Annotated in this window: 16 protein-coding genes, 1 pseudogene and 1 riboswitch; of the genes and pseudogenes, 1 reads left to right on the top strand and 16 read right to left on the bottom strand. The window is 27.2% G+C overall.

The annotated features are described in order from the left end of the window. Positions 1-267: 267 nt before the first annotated feature. The 10 genes from IC218_RS15640 to IC218_RS15685 all read right to left on the bottom strand — a co-directional run bounded on the left by IC218_RS15640 (position 268) and on the right by IC218_RS15685 (position 11,184). Complete coding sequence (locus tag IC218_RS15640; protein WP_227434632.1) at positions 268-978, bottom strand: HAD family hydrolase; 711 nt, start codon at positions 976-978, stop codon at positions 268-270. A gap of 87 nt (positions 979-1,065) precedes the next feature. Continuing rightward, a complete protein-coding gene (locus tag IC218_RS15645; protein WP_227824848.1) occupies positions 1,066-2,331 on the bottom strand; it encodes a class II D-tagatose-bisphosphate aldolase non-catalytic subunit in 1,266 nt (421 codons plus the stop codon). A gap of 104 nt (positions 2,332-2,435) precedes the next feature. Next, the gene (locus tag IC218_RS15650) at positions 2,436-2,744 is read right to left on the bottom strand and encodes a PTS fructose-like transporter subunit IIB (RefSeq protein WP_227434630.1); all 309 of its coding nucleotides are present in this window, start codon (positions 2,742-2,744) and stop codon (positions 2,436-2,438) included. A 78-nt stretch (positions 2,745-2,822) separates the two neighbouring features. Beyond that, a complete protein-coding gene (locus tag IC218_RS15655) occupies positions 2,823-3,878 on the bottom strand; it encodes a PTS fructose transporter subunit EIIC (protein ID WP_227434629.1) in 1,056 nt (351 codons plus the stop codon). 1 nt (position 3,879) lies between these two features. Then, the gene (locus tag IC218_RS15660; protein WP_227434628.1) at positions 3,880-4,332 is read right to left on the bottom strand and encodes a PTS sugar transporter subunit IIA; all 453 of its coding nucleotides are present in this window, start codon (positions 4,330-4,332) and stop codon (positions 3,880-3,882) included. Next, positions 4,329-6,359, bottom strand: a complete 2,031-nt coding sequence (locus IC218_RS15665) for a BglG family transcription antiterminator (protein ID WP_227824849.1) — start codon at positions 6,357-6,359, stop codon at positions 4,329-4,331. The genes IC218_RS15660 and IC218_RS15665 overlap by 4 nt, the downstream gene beginning before the upstream one ends. Before the next feature lie 435 nt (positions 6,360-6,794). Then, positions 6,795-9,038, bottom strand: a complete 2,244-nt coding sequence (locus IC218_RS15670) for an EAL domain-containing protein (protein ID WP_227434626.1) — start codon at positions 9,036-9,038, stop codon at positions 6,795-6,797. Positions 9,039-9,410: 372 nt separating this feature from the next. Then, positions 9,411-9,992, bottom strand: coding sequence for a sugar O-acetyltransferase (locus tag IC218_RS15675; protein ID WP_227434625.1), 582 nt, complete (start codon positions 9,990-9,992; stop codon positions 9,411-9,413). 174 nt (positions 9,993-10,166) lie between these two features. Further along, positions 10,167-10,382: a hypothetical protein gene (locus tag IC218_RS15680; RefSeq protein WP_227483469.1), complete on the bottom strand. Its 216-nt coding sequence runs from the start codon at positions 10,380-10,382 to the stop codon at positions 10,167-10,169. Positions 10,383-10,623: 241 nt separating this feature from the next. Next, positions 10,624-11,184 carry a hypothetical protein gene (locus tag IC218_RS15685; RefSeq protein WP_227824850.1) on the bottom strand — a complete coding sequence of 187 codons (561 nt, stop codon included), beginning with the start codon at positions 11,182-11,184 and terminating at the stop codon, positions 10,624-10,626. A 162-nt stretch (positions 11,185-11,346) separates the two neighbouring features. Here IC218_RS15685 and IC218_RS15690 point away from each other — a divergent pair, with 162 nt between their 5' ends. Beyond that, complete coding sequence (locus tag IC218_RS15690; protein ID WP_227434622.1) at positions 11,347-11,826, top strand: MarR family winged helix-turn-helix transcriptional regulator; 480 nt, start codon at positions 11,347-11,349, stop codon at positions 11,824-11,826. A 625-nt stretch (positions 11,827-12,451) separates the two neighbouring features. Here IC218_RS15690 and IC218_RS15700 read toward each other — a convergent pair. The 6 genes and pseudogenes from IC218_RS15700 to groES form a co-directional block, all read right to left on the bottom strand. Then, positions 12,452-14,497 (bottom strand): YceG family protein, encoded by a 2,046-nt coding sequence (locus tag IC218_RS15700; RefSeq protein WP_227824851.1) that lies wholly within the window; start codon positions 14,495-14,497, stop codon positions 12,452-12,454. A 1,044-nt stretch (positions 14,498-15,541) separates the two neighbouring features. Then, the gene (gene guaA, locus IC218_RS15705; RefSeq protein WP_227434621.1) at positions 15,542-17,080 is read right to left on the bottom strand and encodes a glutamine-hydrolyzing GMP synthase; all 1,539 of its coding nucleotides are present in this window, start codon (positions 17,078-17,080) and stop codon (positions 15,542-15,544) included. Positions 17,081-17,303: 223 nt separating this feature from the next. Next, positions 17,304-17,405: riboswitch (purine riboswitch) on the bottom strand. Between the two features lie 59 nt (positions 17,406-17,464). Then, positions 17,465-18,690, bottom strand: a pseudogene (larC, locus tag IC218_RS22270) (nickel pincer cofactor biosynthesis protein LarC). Between the two features lie 47 nt (positions 18,691-18,737). After that, complete coding sequence (larB, locus tag IC218_RS15715) at positions 18,738-19,478, bottom strand: nickel pincer cofactor biosynthesis protein LarB (protein ID WP_227824852.1); 741 nt, start codon at positions 19,476-19,478, stop codon at positions 18,738-18,740. A gap of 268 nt (positions 19,479-19,746) precedes the next feature. Continuing rightward, positions 19,747-21,375 (bottom strand): chaperonin GroEL, encoded by a 1,629-nt coding sequence (groL, locus tag IC218_RS15720; RefSeq protein ID WP_227434619.1) that lies wholly within the window; start codon positions 21,373-21,375, stop codon positions 19,747-19,749. 32 nt (positions 21,376-21,407) lie between these two features. Continuing rightward, positions 21,408-21,692 carry a co-chaperone GroES gene (groES, locus tag IC218_RS15725; RefSeq protein WP_227434618.1) on the bottom strand — a complete coding sequence of 95 codons (285 nt, stop codon included), beginning with the start codon at positions 21,690-21,692 and terminating at the stop codon, positions 21,408-21,410. Positions 21,693-21,720 lie beyond the last annotated feature (28 nt).

Raw genomic sequence — 21,720 nt, forward strand, 5'->3', positions numbered from 1 at the left:
TTTATTTATTATTTTTTGATAAATAAATATATTTTATATAATTTTAAAGTAAACTTGCATAGTATTTTTTAAATTATAAGATTTATAATTCAGTAAGATACTCATTTCTATACATACTTGTATCAGAGTCTATACTAAAAAAGGAAGTTAATTATCATAAATCATCTTCCTTTTCATTAGTGTATAATTTTATAGTTGTTAATTTAAAAATATAAAGTGCCGTTTTTAATTCTGTATTTTATCAATAAATTCATATCTTGCCAATAGTTAATCATCCTTAAATAATCTTTTATATAACAATTTCATTTCTTGATAATCTAAAATTACAAAATCAGGCTCATAAATCAAATCTTCTAAACTATTCCCCCTATGATTCATCCAGATACTCTTCCATCCAGCTTTTTTAGCACCTACTACATCATTTTTATAAGAGTCACCTATATAATATGTATTTGCCCTATCTAAACCCATAAATTTCTCAGCTAATCTAAAAATATTAATGTCTGGCTTAGAAAAGCCAACTTCACTAGAAATAAAAATATTCTCTTCATCAACCCACTTTTCAATATTTAATTGCTTTAATTTCATTCTTTGATGCGAAGATGGTCCATTAGTTATAATTCCAATATTAATATTTTTTTCTTTAGCAAAATTCAAAACTTGCTCCATCTCTGGTATTAGAGTTATTTGTGATTGTTGATATATATACTCATCTTGAAAATTTTGAGCATCTTTTTCTGTAATGGGGTTTCCTAACTCTTCAAAAGCTTTCATTATTCTATACACATGCATTTTTTCAATTGGCATCTCTCCACTCTCAGTCAAATGAAATACCTCATCACTATACTTTCTGCTACTGATATATAAATCTTTAACAGAAATATTCTTTATTGAAGAAAATACTTTATCATATGCGATATAAAAAGGTGTTAACTGATTGTATAAAGTATCATCTACATCAAAAATTAAATTAATCAAAATATTAGTCCTCCAAAATTTAATAGTGGTAAATATAATTATAACTATAAATACCTAGTATAACAATACCTACCACTATAAGTCCTATTATTTATTTAAAATTCTAGTAGTTACACCTTTTAGATTATAACATTCTGCATAATCACGTAAAGGACGCTTAATATGGTCTACAACAAATCTTTGACCATTGATGTTATTTTTTCTTAAATTACTATAAAGCATTTCTATCTCTCTTTTAACATCATCATTATTGAATGTATAGTGACCTGCAATATCTAATATTTCATTAGATAAAACTTCATCCTTAAAGATTTCTTCAGTAGTTAGATTTTTCTGTTCTCCTATCACCCATTTTCTCCAACGTCCACATTCAATAGCATCTACAAGAAGAACATGTCTAATATTTGAAGTCTTTTCAATTAATCCTTCTTCCTTTAGTTTTCTTTCAACTTCTGCTAGCTTTAAGTATGCTCTAGTCTCTTCAGTACCATATTGAGGAGCAACATTTGTCGCAATAATTTGAGATGGTATATGTTCTAATAAAGTCACATCATCCAAATAATCTCCATTATGTTCCTTTAACCCAACTCCATACTTTTTAGCCATTTGAGCTAAATCATAAGCATTCTTAAAGTTAAAAGTGCCTACCTGTTCTGTTTTTCTAGTTAGAGTACCTGTCTGACCAACTATAAATGTTGGCATTGGCAAATCCCTCTTTTCAAGTTCAACTTTTAATCTAGTTATAAATGTTTCATATGTCTCAGTTGAAGTTAAGCCTCCATTTGTTTCCTCTGTCCCAACTTCATATCCTATCTCTGGCAAATTAAGTCTTTTTCTTTCTTTTTCACAATATTCAATTAATTCTACAGTTCGTTCTAACACTATATCTAATGGAATCACTTTTCCCATTTCAAATGGGTCTTTTGTAGGGTCAATCATTAATAAATCAAAACCTGCCTCAATATCAGCTAAATAAGATTTTTTTCCTAATTCCATAGCTTTGTCAACAGGTAAATGGTCATTTCTCTCTTTATCTCTTTGCCATGGTCCTCCATGGTCTCTGCACAAGTAATATAAGCCATCAAATCCCACTTCATCAGCTATTTTCTTAATATCTCTTGTAAATGTTTCTTGATTCCAACCATTTACATAACCTCCTCCTAGCTCGTCTGCATCTACTTGATTTCTACTTGCAATAAACATTAAAGGAAAATCATCATCTTTTGCTAATTCAAAACTCGCTTGTAACAAGTTAGGTGACATAGGACCAATCCCTAAAAGTGTTGCACTTTTCCCCTCTTCTTGTAAGTCTAGTAATCGTTGTACGACAGTTTTTATTGGTAATTTTTTCATTACTATATCTCCTTTTATTCTATTTTTTAAGATGTTTTCAAAGATGCTTTTAATAAAATCTTCAATAAAAACATCTTTATGTTATATGTAAAACAAATCAAACTTTATTGAAAAGTATCTTTTATTTTCTTAATTAATGCATCAGATTTTTTAATAATATCAGACACACTCATTCTTACTACTTTCTTGCCTTTAAAACGCTCCATATTTCTAATCTCAACATCATTAGTTAATATTACACAAGTTGCTTCTTCAATTTCTTTAATTGACAACTCATTATCTATTCCAGAGCTTCCTTGAGTTTCAACCTTTATTTCTATACCAAATTTTTTTGCTGATAATTCAAGTGATTCAGCTGACATATAAGTATGGGCTACTCCACTAGGACAAGATGTTACTGCTACAATTTTCATATCTTTATCTCCTTTAAATTTATAGTTCTATATAATTTTCTTACAATTTTATATAAATTAATTTATTATTTTATATATCTATAATTCTTCAAATATTAGTTCAATAGAATCATCTATATCTTCTTCAATTTCTTCATCTTCTTTTACATCTTTCTTTACTAATTTCATCAATATTGCGACAACAACTGCTCCAGTTAGTACAGATGCTATATACCCCAACCTGTTATCAACAACTGGAAGTACTATCAATCCTCCCCAAGGAGCATGATTTAAACATCCCAGTAAAAAAGCCATAATATTTCCAATAATTGAACCAGCCATAATACAAGGAATTACTCTAACAGGGTCCGCTGTTGCAAATGGAATAGCTCCTTCCGTGATTCCAACACATCCCATTAGAAGTGATGCTTTTCCTGAATCTCTTTCTTCTTTACTAAATTTTTTTGGGAATAATAATGTTGCTAACCCTAATCCAATTGGAGGTATACAAATCGCAACTCCAACTCCTCCCATTAAGTATGGAAGTGTATCAACTTGTGTTTGAGCAAAAGTCGCAGCAACTTTATTTATAGGACCACCCATATCAGAGGCTATCATTCCTCCCAAAATACCCCCTAAAGGAATCTTTGAAACACCAGACATTCCATTTAACCAGTTCGTCATCCATGCCATAAAAGAAGCTATAGGTTCTCCAATTAAAAATACAATTATACCACCTGTAATCAATGTACCAAGCAAAGGATAAATAAATATGGAACCTAGAGTTCTCATTGTAGGAGCTAATTTTATTTTCTTCAGTTGTAATACAACAAATCCTGCTATGAACCCTGCTATAATACCACCTATAAAACCAGCATTTACTTCTTTTGCTAAGTATGCACCTATCATACCTGGTGCTAGCCCTGGCTTATCTGCCATACTAAATGCTATATATCCGCCTAATATTGGAATGAATAAAGCTAGACCTGCAGCACCAATTTGATTTAGTTTAGCTAACCATCCAGTTTCAGGAACAGCAGCTTGTCCACTTAATGTTACTGATAAAGCAAATAATATTCCCCCAGCAACTACAAATGGAATCATATATGATGTTGCTGTCATAAGATGTTTTTGTAAAAACTTTAAAATCCTCATTTTAATCTTCCTCCCCTATCTTTTCTTTTATAAGATTATAAACTGTTTGTTCATCTGCCCCTCTAATTTGATTTCTAAAACTCTCATGCATCAATAAACGTGCCAGTTTTGATAAAATCTTTAAATGAAGATTATTTTCATTATCTTTTGTTACTGATATTAAAAATATCAAGTCTACTTTTTCACCTTCTTCTGTCCATTCAATAGGAACATCAAACTTTCCAATTGTAATACAAGAATCTTTGACACCTATACTTTGACTATGAGGTAGACCTATACCATGCCCAATATATGTTGATAATGTTTCCTCTCTCTTTAAAACATCTTCTAAAAATTGATTTTTATCTCTTAAATACCCCTCTTTTGATACTACATCCACTAATGATGTAATAGCTTCTTCTTTTGAATCTGCTTTCATTTTGAATGAGCATTTTACATTGACTAATTTACTCATACAGTGACCTCCTCCTCATATTTATGAATTAAACCTTCTGCTTCTTCTTTTGTCCTTGCACTTTCTAACATACTAATAAAATTAGTCTTATAAACCATTTTAGTTAAATTAATTATTGCTGGAATTTGCTCTTTCTTATCTCTACTTGCTAAACAAAATATAACTTTAACCTTTTTATCACCAAAACTAATTGGCTCTTTACATATTAGTAAACTTATTGAACTTACTTTAACTAATGAACTGTCATTTCCATGCAATAAAGCAAACTCTTCATCTTTTACAGCATAGAAACCTACATTATTTAAAATATCTATAATATTCTCAGCATATTGTGTTGATACAAAATCACAATTAGCAAGTATATTTGAACTAATTTTAACAGCATCTTCCCACTTAACTTCTCTATCAATTATACTAATAGTATCAGCACCTATTAAATCACTTAATTTAAGCTGTCTAGATAATATTCTCTCATCACTATATCCAAGCTCCTGCCATATGATACTCAATACTCTTTTTTGAGCATCTTCTTCTAAGAAATCCAGCCTTTTTTTGATTGATATATAGTTAGTCAAGACATTCTTTCTTTTTATTCCTTTTTCTTCGAGTTTTAAATAATCGTTTTCCTGCAAAAATGGATTAATCTCAATAACTACTTTAGGCAAAGTTACAACTATCTTTGATGTTGTTATAATAAAATCTATATTTTCCCATTCCTTATAATCTTGTAATTTATATGCTGGAATACTATCCACTATATTTATTTGATAATCATTTATTAGAGTATCTTTTAACATAGCAATTACACCATATCCAAATCCACAAACTAATAATATGTTTTTATAATTATTTCTCTCATTTCTTTGTACACTTCCTAAAAAGTGTATTGCTAAAAGTATTATTTCATTTTCATTTTTTATTTGATTTAACATCCTATTTTTTTGTATAGAAACCTTAGTAGCTTCAAGTACATATTGATACTTATCTGGTATTACATGAAATAGTTCTTCATAAATCTGTATGTTTTGCTTGATTCTTTCTATTAATGGGGCAATATGATTAAGCAATCCTTTATAAAGAATCATATCTTCTTTAAAATCAACACTCAATATTTCTGACATATTGTAAATTAAATCTTGAACTATTATTTCTGTACTAATCAAATCCATATCTTCATTTAAACTTGCATATTTATTTGTAAAAAACACAAAACTTTTTAGCAATAAAATTTGTTCTTTAGTCAATTTCTTTTGAATGATTTGTTCAAATTCTTGGTCAAATTTATTTTCAAAATATGGTTCACTTAATGAGGAAGATTCCAAAGGATGTTTTTCATCTGAATGTATGTACCATGTAAAAAGAAAAATATTTGAAACATACCATGTGAAAGATTCATCATTTAAAATCCAATCCATTTTGGAAAGTAAATCTATTGACCAATTATATATATTATTCAAGGAAATCCCCTTGAATATTTGTTCAATAATTTTCACTAAGTACTGCTCAAACACACTTAAATCAGACTTTTCTTTACCAAATAGGTAAGAATATAATTTTAATATACTTAGTCTTTGTTTATATATAGTGTTTTCATCTCCACTTATTTTGAAAGTCTTATCATATGTAATAGTTATTTGGTTTCTTTCTAATTCACTTGATAGAACATTAAGGTCGTTTTTAATTGAACTTCTAGAAACCTGGAATTCTTTGCTCAACTTTTCTAAATTTAGCTTATCTATTTTAAACATTGATATAATCTTCATAATAGATACTCTCTCAGTTAAAGAAAATACATATTCATTATTATCTATATATACTACTTGGAAATTCTTAGGAATAATTAGTACACCTTTATTTATTTTTTGTATTAATGGTTTATTTAATGACTGTAAAACTATATTTAAATTATTTATGTCATATCTAACTTTTCTTTCTTCTATACTTAATTGTTGGCTAATTTCCTTATAACTTGTCTTCTCTTTTCCTTTTAGAAAATTCATAATGAGTAACATTCTTCCACTTATCATATTTTCCCTCCTTTCAAAATAATTAGAGTTATTAATACTGCAAATTTTATGTTATTCTGTATATTTAAGTTTTTTTATGTCTAAAAATAGTAACTATCTTTCTATATTCAGAATAATACAATAAAGCTTTAACTACAACTTACAATATTTGAAAATTGTTTTTACAAAATCTGTAGACATATTTTTATTAAAAAATATAATATTTATATTTAAAACTTTATATCACCTACTAATTACAATATATTTTAACATTACATAGTATTTTCAACGCTTTACTAATAACTGCTACATATCTTTAACTATATGGGTAACAACAAAATAGTTAAAAGTTTTACTTAAAAGTAAAACTATATCTGTAGATTTAAACATACAAATAAAAAAAGCAAGCTATATATTTAAATTATATAACTTGCCTAAATATTTAATTTTATAAACCTAATCATTAGGTATTGTTAAATTTTTTACTTTATCACCATTATATGCGAATTCTTCAAATTCATGTATTGATAATGGTTTAGAAAAAACATAACCTTGAATATAATCACATCCAATACTTTTTAAGAAATATACTTGTTCAACTTCTTCAATACCTTCAGCAATTACTTTCATACCAAGTCTCCTGCTAAGTTCAATAATAGATTCCACAACAACTTTACCACGTTCTATATTATTTTTACTAACAAAAAATGAACGATCTAATTTAATTATATCGACTTTAAACTCCTTTAATATCCCTAATGATGAATATCCAAATCCAAAATCATCTATAGAACATTTAAAGCCTTTACTGTGGATATCATCTATTACACAAATTGCTTCTGGATTTTCTAAAAAAATAGATTCTGTAAGTTCTAAGTCTATTAAAGATGTAGGTACATTATATTTAATACATATCATCTCATATTTTTCTAAGAATGATTTATCCTTTAAATGTTGTCTTGATACATTAACAGAAATTATTAATAACTCCTTACATTCTTTTATCCATTTAGAAATCAATTTACATGTTTCTTCAAGAACATATAGGTCTAACTCACATATAAATCCACTTTTTTCAAAAATGGGAACAAAATCACTAGGATAAATCATCCCCTTCTCTGGGCTATTCCAACGAACAAGAGATTCTGCACCACTAACCTTTCCAGTTTTTATATCAATCTTTGGTTGTAAGCATATAAAAAATTCTTTATCATCAAGAGCTTTTTCCATTAAATTTGACAATTCCTTTTCAAATATCAATCGTTTTTTTTCTATATCACTATAAAAATTAAAATCACTTTTATGTGCTTTATTAAAACTTTTTCTTGCTGTATTCACATGGTCTTGTATTGTAATTAAATCTTCGTCATGATTTTCAATTGCGTAAATACCTACTGATATTCTTAAAAAGTATGGGTTTTCTTTTCCTTTGTTAAAATAATTAATCTCATCTTCTATTTTATACAGTAATTCTAAAACTTCTAATACTGGTCTATTCTTCATAAATAGATAGAACAGGTCTGCATCATGCCGACATACAAACTCCTCATCATTAGCAATATTTTTTTCTAAAACATTATAAATATATTTAAGTGTATTATTTCCTTTTTCACTACCAAAACAGTCATTTATTAGCTTAAAATCCTTTATATTTATTGCTATCATCATATAAGTATTATCAGGAGATTTTGAAATTAAAGGTTTTATTAACATACTAAATTTTGTTGAATTAATACCATTTGTTATATTATCTAAATAAGCAATATCTTCAATTTGTTTTATGTATTTTCTTCTAATAGTATATAAAATCCATGTTATAATTCCAATAATAAAAATAATTATAAAGGTCATTATTATTGTAAAAATGTTTAATTTATTCAATTCACCTAAAACAGCTTCTTCAGGCACTATAAGAATGAAATACCAATCATTTAAATCTTTTGTTACTGGATGATACGTTAGCAGACACTTTACATTTTTTGACGAAGTTATTGTAATTTCTCCTGATTCTTCATTCTTAAAGTCATCCATTATTTTGGGAACCCAATGCTCATTTGTAGCACCTTTATATTTATGACTAAGGTCCTTTATCAACTCACTATTTTTACCTATAAAGAGAGGTTTCCCCTTAGTATTAACAATTTCAATAGTTCCTTCTCCGTTAAAACTGTCAATACCAAGAATATTATTCACACTTTCTTTTTGAGAAACACCTACTAAAATACTAGATACCTCATGTTTATAATCAAATATAGGTACACTGTAGAGTACAACATCTATTGACTCTATAAGTTCTGTGTATTCCTTTCCCTCTATCCCCTTTTTATATGAAATAGTATTCTTTAAATCCGCTTCTTTTCCACTTAAAAACTTTGTTTTACCTTTTAAATCTATTATTCCAATATCAGAATATTTATAACTAGTTTTTCTTTTTGCTAAGTAATCATATCGACTATCACCTTCATATTGTTTAATAAAATCTGCCATTAGCCTTAAATCAGATAAAATAAACTTAATTTGATTATCAACATTTGTTACAACTTGTGTAGATACATCATTTAGATAGTTTTTAGTTTGCTTATTAGATATGTTGTACAGTTTTACAGTAGTAAAAACAGTAATTACAAGAATTGAAATAATAAGTGCACATAAAACCACAGACAAAACCATATTGTTTTTTTCGTACCTTGATAATTTCATTTTTTGTCCTCCAAACTATAAGTCCATTTTTAGCATAAATACTAACTCTACAAATTTCATTACCAAAAAACTATTCACACTATATTATAATATTCTACTTATCAATATTCAACAAAACTCCTTTATATTTCAATAATAATTCATTAATAAGCATTTTATTGATTTTATTTATGTAATATTTTTCCTTAAACTGCTGTAGAATATTGTTTAAAAACAAATTCCATAATCTAAGTTTATGTTTCTATTTATTCAAGACTAACAAATTCTATATACTTATATCAAAAAAGCTATCCCATATTTTAAGATAGCTCTTTATTTTAATGAGACACTTAATATCTCTAATATCTCATAACTAAATATATTATTAAACCTTCACTTATTTTCTTTAATAACACAACAAGGATTCCCATAAGCTATAGTATTAGATGGAATTGACTTTGTTACAACACTACCTGCACCAATAGTTACATTGTCTCCTATTGTTACTCCTGGTAAAATAATACTCCCTCCACCAATCCAAACATCATTACCAATTTTCACTGGTGCAGTTATAGTTTTGCAAAAACTAAATCCATCATCAGTTCTTTCCTCAAATCTATCTTTAGCATTAGTTGGATGAAATGCTGTATATATTTGTACATTAGGGGCAATCAATGCATTGTCACCTATTATGATTTCATTATCATCTAAAAATGTACAATTCATATTTACTTCGCAATTATTACCAAAATAAATATTATTTCCATAATCAACATAAAAAGGTGCAGTAATCCATATATTTTTTCCCTTTCCACCTAAGAGTTCTGTTAAGATACGTTCCTTGTTAATACTATCATCTGATTTCAAACTATTATACTCTTTTGTTAAATCCTTGGCTTTGTGCCATTGACATAATAATTCTTTATCTCCACAGTCATACAATTCTCCTGCCAACATCTTTTCACGTTCTGTCATCCCAACCTCCTAAAATATATTAGTATATTAACTAAAAATAATATTTGTTATTAATATTGTTCCATATTTATATTGTAATATAAAAAATTAAATACTCAATGAAACTATCTTATTGAATATTTAATTTACTTACATCTTGCAAATACAAAGTTAGTATATAATTATAGGTTCTACTTAAATTAAACCTAGACTATAGATATTTTCATTATTCATTGAATCAAAAATGCTAAATTTAAAATCTACTTTTTTCAATAAATTATTTGAAGCCAGATTATCTGATAAAGCACTTGCTAATACTTGTATAAACTTTTGTTCATTATTTCGGTAAGACATAAAAGAATCAATATAGCTTTCTTGAAATCTTCTGATTTTACATCTTTCAGTTAGCATATGCAGTCTCTTTTTATAATGATTTTTTTTAACAAGTATGTAGTTACTATATCTTCAATACACCAAGCATAACACAAACCATATTTGTATGACAATTCATAATTATATTATTTATTTAGTCATTTTTAAATAATTGATATGAATTTGTATCATATGAATTTAAAAATCATTATTTGATAGAATCGCTGTAACTCTTTTTTTATTTAACTTATCAAAATAAATAGAGATTATAGCAAGTGTACTACCTAAATAATGAATGTAATACATCTGGTAACCATGCAATAATATTTGAAGCACCTGCTAATATCAAAAATACTAATTCTATCTTTCTTAAATAGAAAGAACAGTTATAGCAAAATGATATTCCATAAAGTTCTAGCAGTAAAGTAAATAGGGTGAAAAATGAAATTGAAGTTAACAAAATATATACTAGTTGTAATTGATTATGTGCAACTCCAAATGAAATACTAAAAGCATAATACAAAATGATACCTAAAATTGTTAGAAAATTTGTTTTTTGTTCTACTGTATCTATATCACGAAATATGTATGAACCAATGACTGGAACGATAATTAAAAGCATTGTTAAGTCTGAACCTATCAATATAGGTACCTTGAAATATGAGTCATATTGATAAATACCTGTACCGTACATCTCAATAACCTGCTCATATAGGTTTATTGCTTCATATTTATTATCTATAGAAAATGAAAATATTCCACAAACTGTAATGATTAGCAATAATATAAATATAATGGTTGCTGAAATATTTAGCCAGGTCATTTGTTTTTTCTTTATCATTTAATTTCCTCCCTAAGGTAAAGTGTTTAAAGACTCTAAATGTTATTAGTTAGTGTAACTAAAAAATCTCTTGTATAAACCTTTAGTAATAAGTTACCATTTACACTATAGCAACTTATTACTATAATGTAAATAGTAGATTTCACATGAAAGGAGTATCTTATGCAAATTAAAAACATGATTAGAAATTTTAGTGGTGAAAGAAATAATGAAGTTCGTGGTATTTTTGCAAGCATATTTATTTTACAAAACCGATTACAAACTATTTTTGATAAAGCAGATGAACATCTTACTTTAAAACAATTTATGCTTCTTACAATGGTAAAGCATGCTGATGAAAAAACTACTTTTACTTATCTTGGGAAACTCTTAGGGTCTTCACGTCAAAATATAAAAAAACTAGCTGTTTCTCTTGAAAACAAAGGTTTTATAACTATTGAACATGAACCCAATAATAAAAGAAATACTTCTATTGTACTAACAAAAAAAGCAGATGAATATTCACAAAAAGTACAGGAACTCCATACTGAGAAATTAAACAATATATTTCAGGATTATTCAAATGAAGAAATCAGCCTGTTTTATCAAATGATTACAAAACTATATACAGGAGTTGAAAGAGAAGAAAAATACTATGAGTAAAATAATTATTTATAGTTCAAAATATAACTCAATAAAATAAAATTTATCTATATTCACTTTAGAATTATATACCCCTAATCATTAAAGAAATCATTTTATGTAAGATAAAACCAAGGTTTATTCTCATTAGTAATGGATAGATTACTTATTTTAGACTTAACACAGTCCAATCCCTTAAAATCATTGGAAATATGAAAAATGTAAAGATCAAGGTAGACTTTTGAACATTTTATATCAATAGCAACTTTTTAGTGTCAAACAAGCTAAAATGTATTATGAATTTTACAAATATGAGTTAAATACAAATGTAATTTAAAAGAATAATCACACATCACTACATATAGGAAGACACATATGAAAAAATAGAAAAGAGCCAGAAATGCTATATCTAAAGAATTTCTGGCTCACTATCAACTATTCCTATTCGATGGTTCTAGGTGGTTTAGATGTTATAACTTAAACTACTCTATTTACTTCATCAACTTCATTGATTATTCTGCTACATATTTTTTCTAATGTAGATCTCTTGATGTTTTTGATAATTATAATTTATCATATTAAATATTGGTTTAATCATATTGTAGTTCTTACAATTGACTAATAAAAATATCTTAATTCTCTCTATTTAATCTACATTTATACTTGATTCTGTTGTTCCTTGTTGAAAATCAACATATGTATTAATTTTTCTGCCCTTATCATCTGTCCAAATAACATAAGTATCTATCAAATCAATAGTATCCGCCTTTACATTAGATAAAGTTTCTGCTGATTGAGATTTGCCAGGCATCGTAGTTCCATAGCAGTCTAAAAAACCTTCATCTTCTCCATCATCAAAGCTCACTGTTATAAGCATATCTTTAAGAGGCGTTTTACTATTATTAGTAATTTTTGCTTTATATATATATCCCTCTTCAGTTTTTTCTTTAAAATCAACAATTACTTGAATATCACTTGCTTTAAATGGTGTTACAATTTCACTATTTCCTGAGACATCCTGATTTGAATTTTCATTTTTATATGTAACTGTCTGAGTTGCACTAACTGGGTTTCCATTTTTTAATAATTTTGTTACTCCAAAAATAGCTATAATTAATACAAAACATACTGCTAATATTAATTTACTACTAATCTTTTTATTTTTAAAAAAAGAAATATAGTTCTCTTTATTTAGTTCATCTTTAATACTACTTATATCAATATCATACTCCATTTTATCTAACCTATGAAAATCAATTAGATTTTTAATAATAATATTTTCTATGTTACTTTCTCCACCAGGAGATAAAATGATTATATCCACTCCTATTTTACTTAGTAAAAGCAATAGGAAACATATTTCTCTACTTATATTATAATTTTTCCCAATAAAAACAACGAGTTTCGGATTAATCCTGGAATAATCAAATGCATTCAATAATCTTATTAATTTTTCATTCATATTTAATACTGCATTAAGTCCTTTTACTTTATCTTCGTCAGATAGACCTGTTATAAATAGATTTCCTTCCATAAGTTCTTCAATCTTATCCAAAATCATTTTTTGCATGTCTAAATCTAGTGATGAAATTGAATATTTATTCTCTCTCAATATTTCCGATTTATTTATCCTATTATTTGATATCGTATAAGAAAGATTCAATTCATTTTCAGTAAATTCATTACATAAAATTAAATCATTACCTTTATAATTAATAAAGTATGTAAACTCTGATTGTTTTAATTTTCTAATAAAATTATAATATAAATCTTTTTCACTATAGACTCCTGATATTTTAGCAAATATGACTGGAATATTAACAGTTTCTTCATCATAACTAAATCCATGTCTAAATGAAACAAGTTCATCCCAGTAAATTGGTATCTCCTCTAAAGTTGTACTTATCAATATATTTTTAATCTTCTTATTCTTAAGTTGCCAAGGTTTTATAAATCCTGCTTCATCAAGTAACTCCTTGCCTATTCTTTCAGATGTTTCAGCTGCTATAGTATACTTTTTATCAATTGAAATACTTTCTATTTTACTTCCCATGTATACTCTTTCATCAAATGATATTTTTTCTTTTGAACATTCAAAGTAGTCTATACTTACATCTTTTTTATAATTTCTTAAATATCCAATGTCAAATTCTTCACTTGGTGATAGACATAATATATCAAAACCAGCTAAAAATAATATTAGTAATAAACTATACTCAATTTTATTTGGTTTTCCATAATATATTATTTTAGGAGGTTCAAATTTGTCAATCACAACTTTTCCCACATATTCTTTTATCCAAATTAAAATATTTAAAATTTTATCTTTGTCAAAAGATATATTATAAATTTCATCTATAGACTTTTTTACCTTATAATTTATTGACTCATTATTAATTAACTCAATATCAAGTTCTTTAATATAACTCACATTTTCAGTTAAGACACTTTTAAAGTTAGTTAGTTTTTCATTATTGTCAAAATTTGGAATTCCCTCTTTGAATATGATTACATCACTTCTATTTTCTATTTTTTTATTAAACTTAAAGATTTCTTGATTGTATAAATCCTCATTATCAACCCCTATAAATATATTAAAATATGATAAGTACCCTATTGCAGGGGTATAATTTCCTCTATCTATTTGAGAAGAAAGTATTTTTTCAAGAACCTTATCTATTGTGTTATTCATAGATTACCCTCCATTCATATATCATAAATAAATATTAAATTGAATTATTAAGCTTTTCAACATTATTATATAGTAATATCAATTAATGATATCATATCAATATCAAATTTTTTGTCTAAAAATGCGTTTTCTCCATTATTAAGCAATTTTTTGTATTATTAATAAATTCATATTAATATAAAAACATCTTAGTAATAGTTTTATTAAAATAAATCTCACTAAGATATTTTTAATAATTTATCATACTTGCTTTCGTAATCTATCTTAGGTATTATCATTTTATTAAACATGTTCATTAACTTATTCATAGTCTTCTGTTTTATGTAAATATTGTAATAATACATATATTTATTATAATATTTGTTTATATATTATTTTAGGTATCCACATTATTTATATTAATATTGTATATGATATAAACTAAATAAAAATATATTAGTGAATACAATATAGAAACTTCCATATTCAGAAATTAAATACTTAGATTATTCTGATTTTTCGGAGATACATGTGAGTATTATAAGAGTTGACTTAGATAAAATAATAAAATGGGATAATTATAAATATAGAATTGTTAAGAAGCTTAATATTTAAGATATGTAAATTCCTGTAAACTAGAAGATATTGTGCAAATAGTTTTTTCTTCATATTGTGACTGTAAGGCTAAACATGTTTTAAAACAAGAAATAGAAATAAAGATTTAATCAATGTTTAATCTGATAGTTCAATTATAATTCAAGTTAAAAGAATATAAACTAAAAAGTATATTTATTCAAATGAGATAGAAAATTTATTGGAACCATGTTTATTAAAAATTCAAAGAGATAGACATATCTGCCTATCAAAAAAACTTTTAAGATATTCTGCAAATTACAAATAACAAATCTTATAAACTTTAAATAAATTAAGATTTCTTTTACTGTAAGGAAAATTATTTTCTATGATTTCATAAAAAAGCGTGTTTTATACCACTTATAATAAGTAAATATGCAACACGCTTTTTATTATCTATCTAAATCATACAATCTAGTGATTTCAATAATACTATTCCCATTCTATTGTTCCAGGTGGTTTAGAAGTTATATCATAAACTACTCTATTTACTCCATCAACTTCATTAATTATTCTATTAGAAATTTTTTCTAACACATCATAAGGCATCTTATACCAGTCAGAAGTCATTCCATCAGAAGAAGTAACTGCTCTTAAACCAACTAAATAAGCATATGTTCTTTCATCTCCCATAACTCCAACAGTCTTAACATCTGGTAATGTTGCAAAAGCTTGCCATATTTCTCTATATAAACCAGCTTTTCTAAGCTCGTCCATATAAACAGCATCTGCTTCTCTTAATATATCACATTTTTCTTTAGTTACATCACCTATAACTCTTATTCCAAGACCTGGCCCTGGGAAAGGATGTCTAAATATTAATCCTTCTTCTATACCAAGTTCTAATCCTATTTTTCTAACTTCATCCTTAAATAGTTCTCTTAATGGCTCAACTATTTCTTGGAAATCCACATCTTCAGGAATTCCACCAACATTATGGTGAGATTTTATAGTAGCAGCACCATTTCCATGTCCACTTTCTATAACATCTGGATAAATTGTTCCTTGAACTAAGAAATCCATTTTTCCTAATTTATTTGATTCTTCTTCAAATACTCTTATAAATTCTTCACCAATTATCTTTCTCTTAGCTTCTGGCTCAGAAATTCCTTTTAGTTTAGATAAGAATCTATCTTCTGCATTAACTCTTATTAAATTTATATCGAATTTCTCTCTAAATATTCTTTCTACATCGTCACCTTCATTTTTTCTAAGTAAACCATGGTCAACAAATATACAAGTCAAGTTATCTCCAATTGCTCTATGAATAAGAACTGCAGCAACAGAAGAGTCAACACCTCCACTTAAAGCACATAAAGCTTTTTTGTCACCTATTTTTTCTTTTAATTCTTTTATTTTATCTTCTATGAATGAATCTGTAGTCCAGTCACCTTTTACTTCACATACATTGTATAAGAAATTTTTAAGTATCTTATCTCCCTCTAAACAATGTTCTACTTCTGGATGGAATTGAACTCCATATAGTTTTTGTTCTACATTTTCCATAGCCGCTACTGGACAATCTTTAGTATTTGCAACTATAGTAAATCCTTCTGGAGCCTTTTCTATTAAATCAGTATGACTCATCCAAACACTATTTGTAGTAATCCCTTCAAATAATGATGATTTTCCATAAGTTATAGATGTTTTTCCATATTCTTTTTCTTGTTTATTGCCTTTTCTTACAACTCCACCTAATACATGAGACATTATTTGAACTCCATAACATATACCAAGTATTGGTACTCCTAGTTCAAATATTTCTTTTGATATTGTTGGAGAATCTTCTAAGTATGCACTATTTGGCCCACCTGTAAATATTATCCCTTTAGGATTTTTTGCTTTTATTCTTTCTATGCTTGCAGTACATGGAAGTATTTCACAATATACGTTGTTTTCTCTAACTCTTCTAGCTATTAACTGATTATATTGACCTCCAAAATCTATTACAAGTACTAATTCATGTTTCATAAATTTCCATCTCTCCTTGTATAATATAGTTTTTATATATATTTATTTTAACACAATACAGTCTAAATTATATTAAATCTTTTTACACAAAAAACCTGTATAGTAACTTCCATAATTTCTAGCAAAAGTGAAATTACTATACAGGCTTCCAAAATGCCCCTTATCTTATAGCCAACATATAGGGAGTATAACTCAGCCTACACATTTACTTAACTAGGTCTTTTGGTATAATAATTTCACTCATAGTCAAGATATTTACGGTATCTTGGTAGAGACTCTCAGACCATATCTCTGAGCATATACGAGTGAGTTTATATTTTATATATTTTTTTCTGTTTGCTTTTATTTATTAAAGCTGAGTATTAATTTATCAAAATTTATTACTTATGTCAATAAGTTTTCACTAAATTCTTCTTTTATTCTAAAATTTATATCAGCAAACACTTTTTTTATAGGAATATCTTCATTTTTTGCTATAGTTTTACATTCATCATATTCTGGAGTAGCTTTAACTAATTTATCTTTGTAATACCCTAGTTTTATTGTAACTAATCCATATTTTGTGTCTAATTTTACAAACTTTCTATCTAAAATTTCTCTGTTGTAAGCATTATATCGTACTCCAAAAGTGCTAGTTTCTAAAAGCAATATTTCAATAAATTTTTCTAAATCTACTTTATTACATAAAATCGATATTTTTGTTGCAGGTCTATTCTTTTTCATATAAATGCTTTCTGTATAAATATCTAACGCTTTCTCGTCTAATATTTTTTCATACAAATAAGAATATACTTCTGAAGACATATCATCGATATTTGCACTAATTTCATAAATTAATTCTTCTTTTTTTTTTCTCCTAATACTGCTCTTAACATATTAGGTACTTCAAATTTCTTATGACCTATTCCATATCCAATTTTTATTGGAGAAAACTCAAAATCCTCTACAAATTCATCACACAGAACTTTTATTATTGCAGCTCCTGTTGGAGTCGTACATTCTCCTTTTACATTATTTAATTTGATTGGTACACCTTTTAATATTTCCATAGTTGCAGGTGCAGGTACAGGCATGACTCCATGGTCACATTTTATAAATCCTGAACCAACAGATACTGTACTAGAATAAATCTTATCTATACAAAGTAAATCAACTAATATAGATGCTCCTACGATATCTACAATTGAATCTATAGCTCCTACCTCATGAAAGTGTATCTTATCTATTGTAGTTCCATGAACCTTTGCTTCTGCTTCTCCAATTACCATAAATATTTTTTTAGCATTAGCTTTTACATTTTCATTTAGATCACTTTCATCTATAATTTCAAATATATCCACTAAATTCCTGTGCATATGTGTTTCTTTCGTAATTACTTTTACTGTTATACCTGATATTCCACTTTCATTTTTTGAGCTTATATTTATATTAAATTCATCGCTCATTTTTAGTTTATGAATTTCCTCCAAAAAAATTTCCTCAGGTACACCTAAATTTAATAAGCTTGCAAGGGTCATATCCCCTGATATACCACTTACTATATCAAAATAAAGTATTTTTTCACTCATATATTTCTCCTCAGTTTTAATAATGAAAAATCTAATAAACATTAGATTAACATCGTATAATTTATGTTTAATTTATATCAATATACCTATTATAATTTATTTATCATAGCTGCCAAATATCCTGCTCCAAAACCATTATCAATATTTACAACAGATATTCCAGATGCACAACTATTTAACATAGCCAATAATGCTGCTAATCCTCCAAAATTGGCTCCATATCCAACAGATGTTGGTACAGCTATTACTGGAACATCAACTAGACCTCCAATTACACTTGCAAGTGCACCTTCCATTCCTGCAACAGCTACTACTACTCTAGCACTATCTATTTTGTGTCTCTTATTTAAAAGTCTATGTATACCAGCCACTCCAACATCATATATTCTATCAACATCATTACCTAAAAATTTAGCTGTATAATATGCTTCATCTGCTACTGGTATATCAGAAGTTCCTCCTGTTGCAATTACAATTTTGCCTTTTCCAAGATTCTCTATAGCATGATTTTGAATTTTAAGAATTTTAGATAATTCTTCGTATTCAGCATGACTATAAATTTCTTTAACTTTTAAAAATGTTTCTTTTCTACATCTTGTCCCCAATATATTAGAACCTTTTTGATTCATTTTATCAATAATTCCTAAAATATGTTCATCACTTTTACCTTCACAATAAATTACTTCTGGATATCCATTTCTTAATTCTCTATGATGGTCTATATTGGCATATCCAAGGTCTTCATAGGGTAAATCTTTTAATTGTTCTAATGCAACATCTATATCAATGTTTTCATTTTTAACTTGTTCAAGCAATTTTCTTAAGTCCATATTATCGCATCCTTTTAAACTTTGATTTATTCTCTATCAACAATTATACCTTAATTAATATATATCTAACATCATAACCTAAAAAAATAACAATACAACTTCAAAGATATTATTATAATCCAGATACTAATTATCCAAATATATATATTAAAATTGTAAATGCACAAAAAAATTAAATATATACAAAAGAACTATTTCAACTTAGATACTAAAATCTAAGTCAAAATAGTTCTCTATCTTAAAATTTATATTTTTAAATATTTTAAGATTACATCATTCCTGGCATACCGCCACCCATTCCTGGCATTCCTACATCTTCTTTTTCAGGAAGGTCAGCAACAGCAGCTTCAGTAGTTAAGAAAGTACTTGCTATTGATGCAGCATTTTGTAAAGCACTTCTACTAACTTTAGTTGGGTCAACTATACCAGCTTCTATCATATTTACATATTTTTCATTTAAAGCATCAAATCCAGTTTCTGCTTCAGCGTTAACAACATTTTGTACAATTACAGCACCTTCAAGACCAGCATTTATAGCTATTTGTCTTAATGGTTCTTCTAATGCTTTTTTAACTATTTGAGCACCTAGTTTAACTTCTCCAGTTAAACTCTCAACTAGTGTTCCTATTGCTGGTATAACACTAACAAAAGCAGTTCCTCCACCAGCTACTATTCCTTCTTCTACAGCAGCTCTAGTTGCATTAAGAGCATCTTCTATTCTTAATTTTCTTTCTTTTAACTCAACCTCTGTAGCAGCACCAACTTTTACAACAGCTACTCCACCAGCAAGTTTAGCTAATCTTTCCATTAATTTTTCTCTATCAAAATCTGAAGTAGTTTGCTCTACTTGATGTTTGATTTGATTTACTCTATCTTCTATAGCTTTTTTATCTCCAGAACCATCTACTATTGTAGTGTTTTCTTTAGTTACTTTAACAGATGAAGCTCTACCTAACATAGATAAATCAGCTTCTTTTAAATCATATCCTAATTCTTCTGATATTACTTGACCACCTGTAAGTATAGCTATATCTTGAAGCATTTCTTTTCTTCTATCTCCAAATCCTGGAGCTTTAACTGCTACTACATCAAATGTTCCTCTTAATTTATTAACAACTAATGTAGATAATGCTTCACCTTCTACATCTTCAGCAATTATTAGTAGCTTTTTACCTTGTTGAACTATTTGTTCAAGAACTGGTAATAGCTCTTGTATGTTAGATATTTTTTTATCAGTAATTAATATATATGGGTCATTTAAAACTGCTTCCATCTTGTCTACATCTGTAACCATATATGCAGAAACAAATCCTCTGTCAAATTGCATACCTTCAACAGCATCCAATTCAGTATTCATAGTTTGAGATTCTTCAACAGTTATAACTCCATCTTTACCTACTATTTCCATAGCTTCTGCTATTAATTTTCCAACTTCTTCATCACCAGCAGATATAGAAGCAACTTGAGATATAGCTTCCTGTGTTTCTACTATTCTTGATTGATTTTTTAATTCTTCTACTGCTACTGTTACTGCTTTTTGTATTCCTTTTCTTAAAAGTATTGGGTTAGCACCTGCTGTTACATTTTTTAAACCTTCTCTGATTATAGCTTGTGCTAAAACTGTAGCAGTTGTAGTACCATCTCCAGCTACATCATTAGTTTTAGTTGCTACTTCTTTAACTAACTGAGCACCCATATTTTCAAATCTATCTTCTAATTCTATTTCTTTTGCTATAGTTACACCATCATTAGTTATAAGTGGAGAACCAAATTTTTTATCTAATATAACATTTCTTCCTTTAGGTCCTAATGTTACTTTTACTGTATCTGCTAATTTATTTACACCAGCTTCTAAAGCTCTTCTTGTTTCCTCTGAAAATTTAATTTCTTTAGCCATTTTAAACCCCTCCTAATAAATTTATTCTATATTTATTCAATAACAGCTAATACATCACTTTGTCTTAGTATTGTATACTCTTGTCCTTCTATTTTAACTTCTGTTCCAGAATATTTTTGGAATATAACCTTGTCTCCAACTGCTAATTCCATTTTTACTTCTTTTCCTTCAACTATCCCACCTGGTCCAACTTCTACAACTTCAGCTATTTGAGGTTGCTCTTTAGCTGCTCCTGGTAAAACTATTCCACTTGCAGTTTTTTCTTCTGCTTCCACTTTTTTAATTACTACTCTGTCAGCTAATGGTCTTATTTTCATTATTCACGCCTCCTAAAATATTAAGTAT

It is taken from the genome of Clostridioides sp. ES-S-0005-03 (assembly GCF_020658455.1).
Lineage (GTDB): Bacteria > Bacillota > Clostridia > Peptostreptococcales > Peptostreptococcaceae > Clostridioides.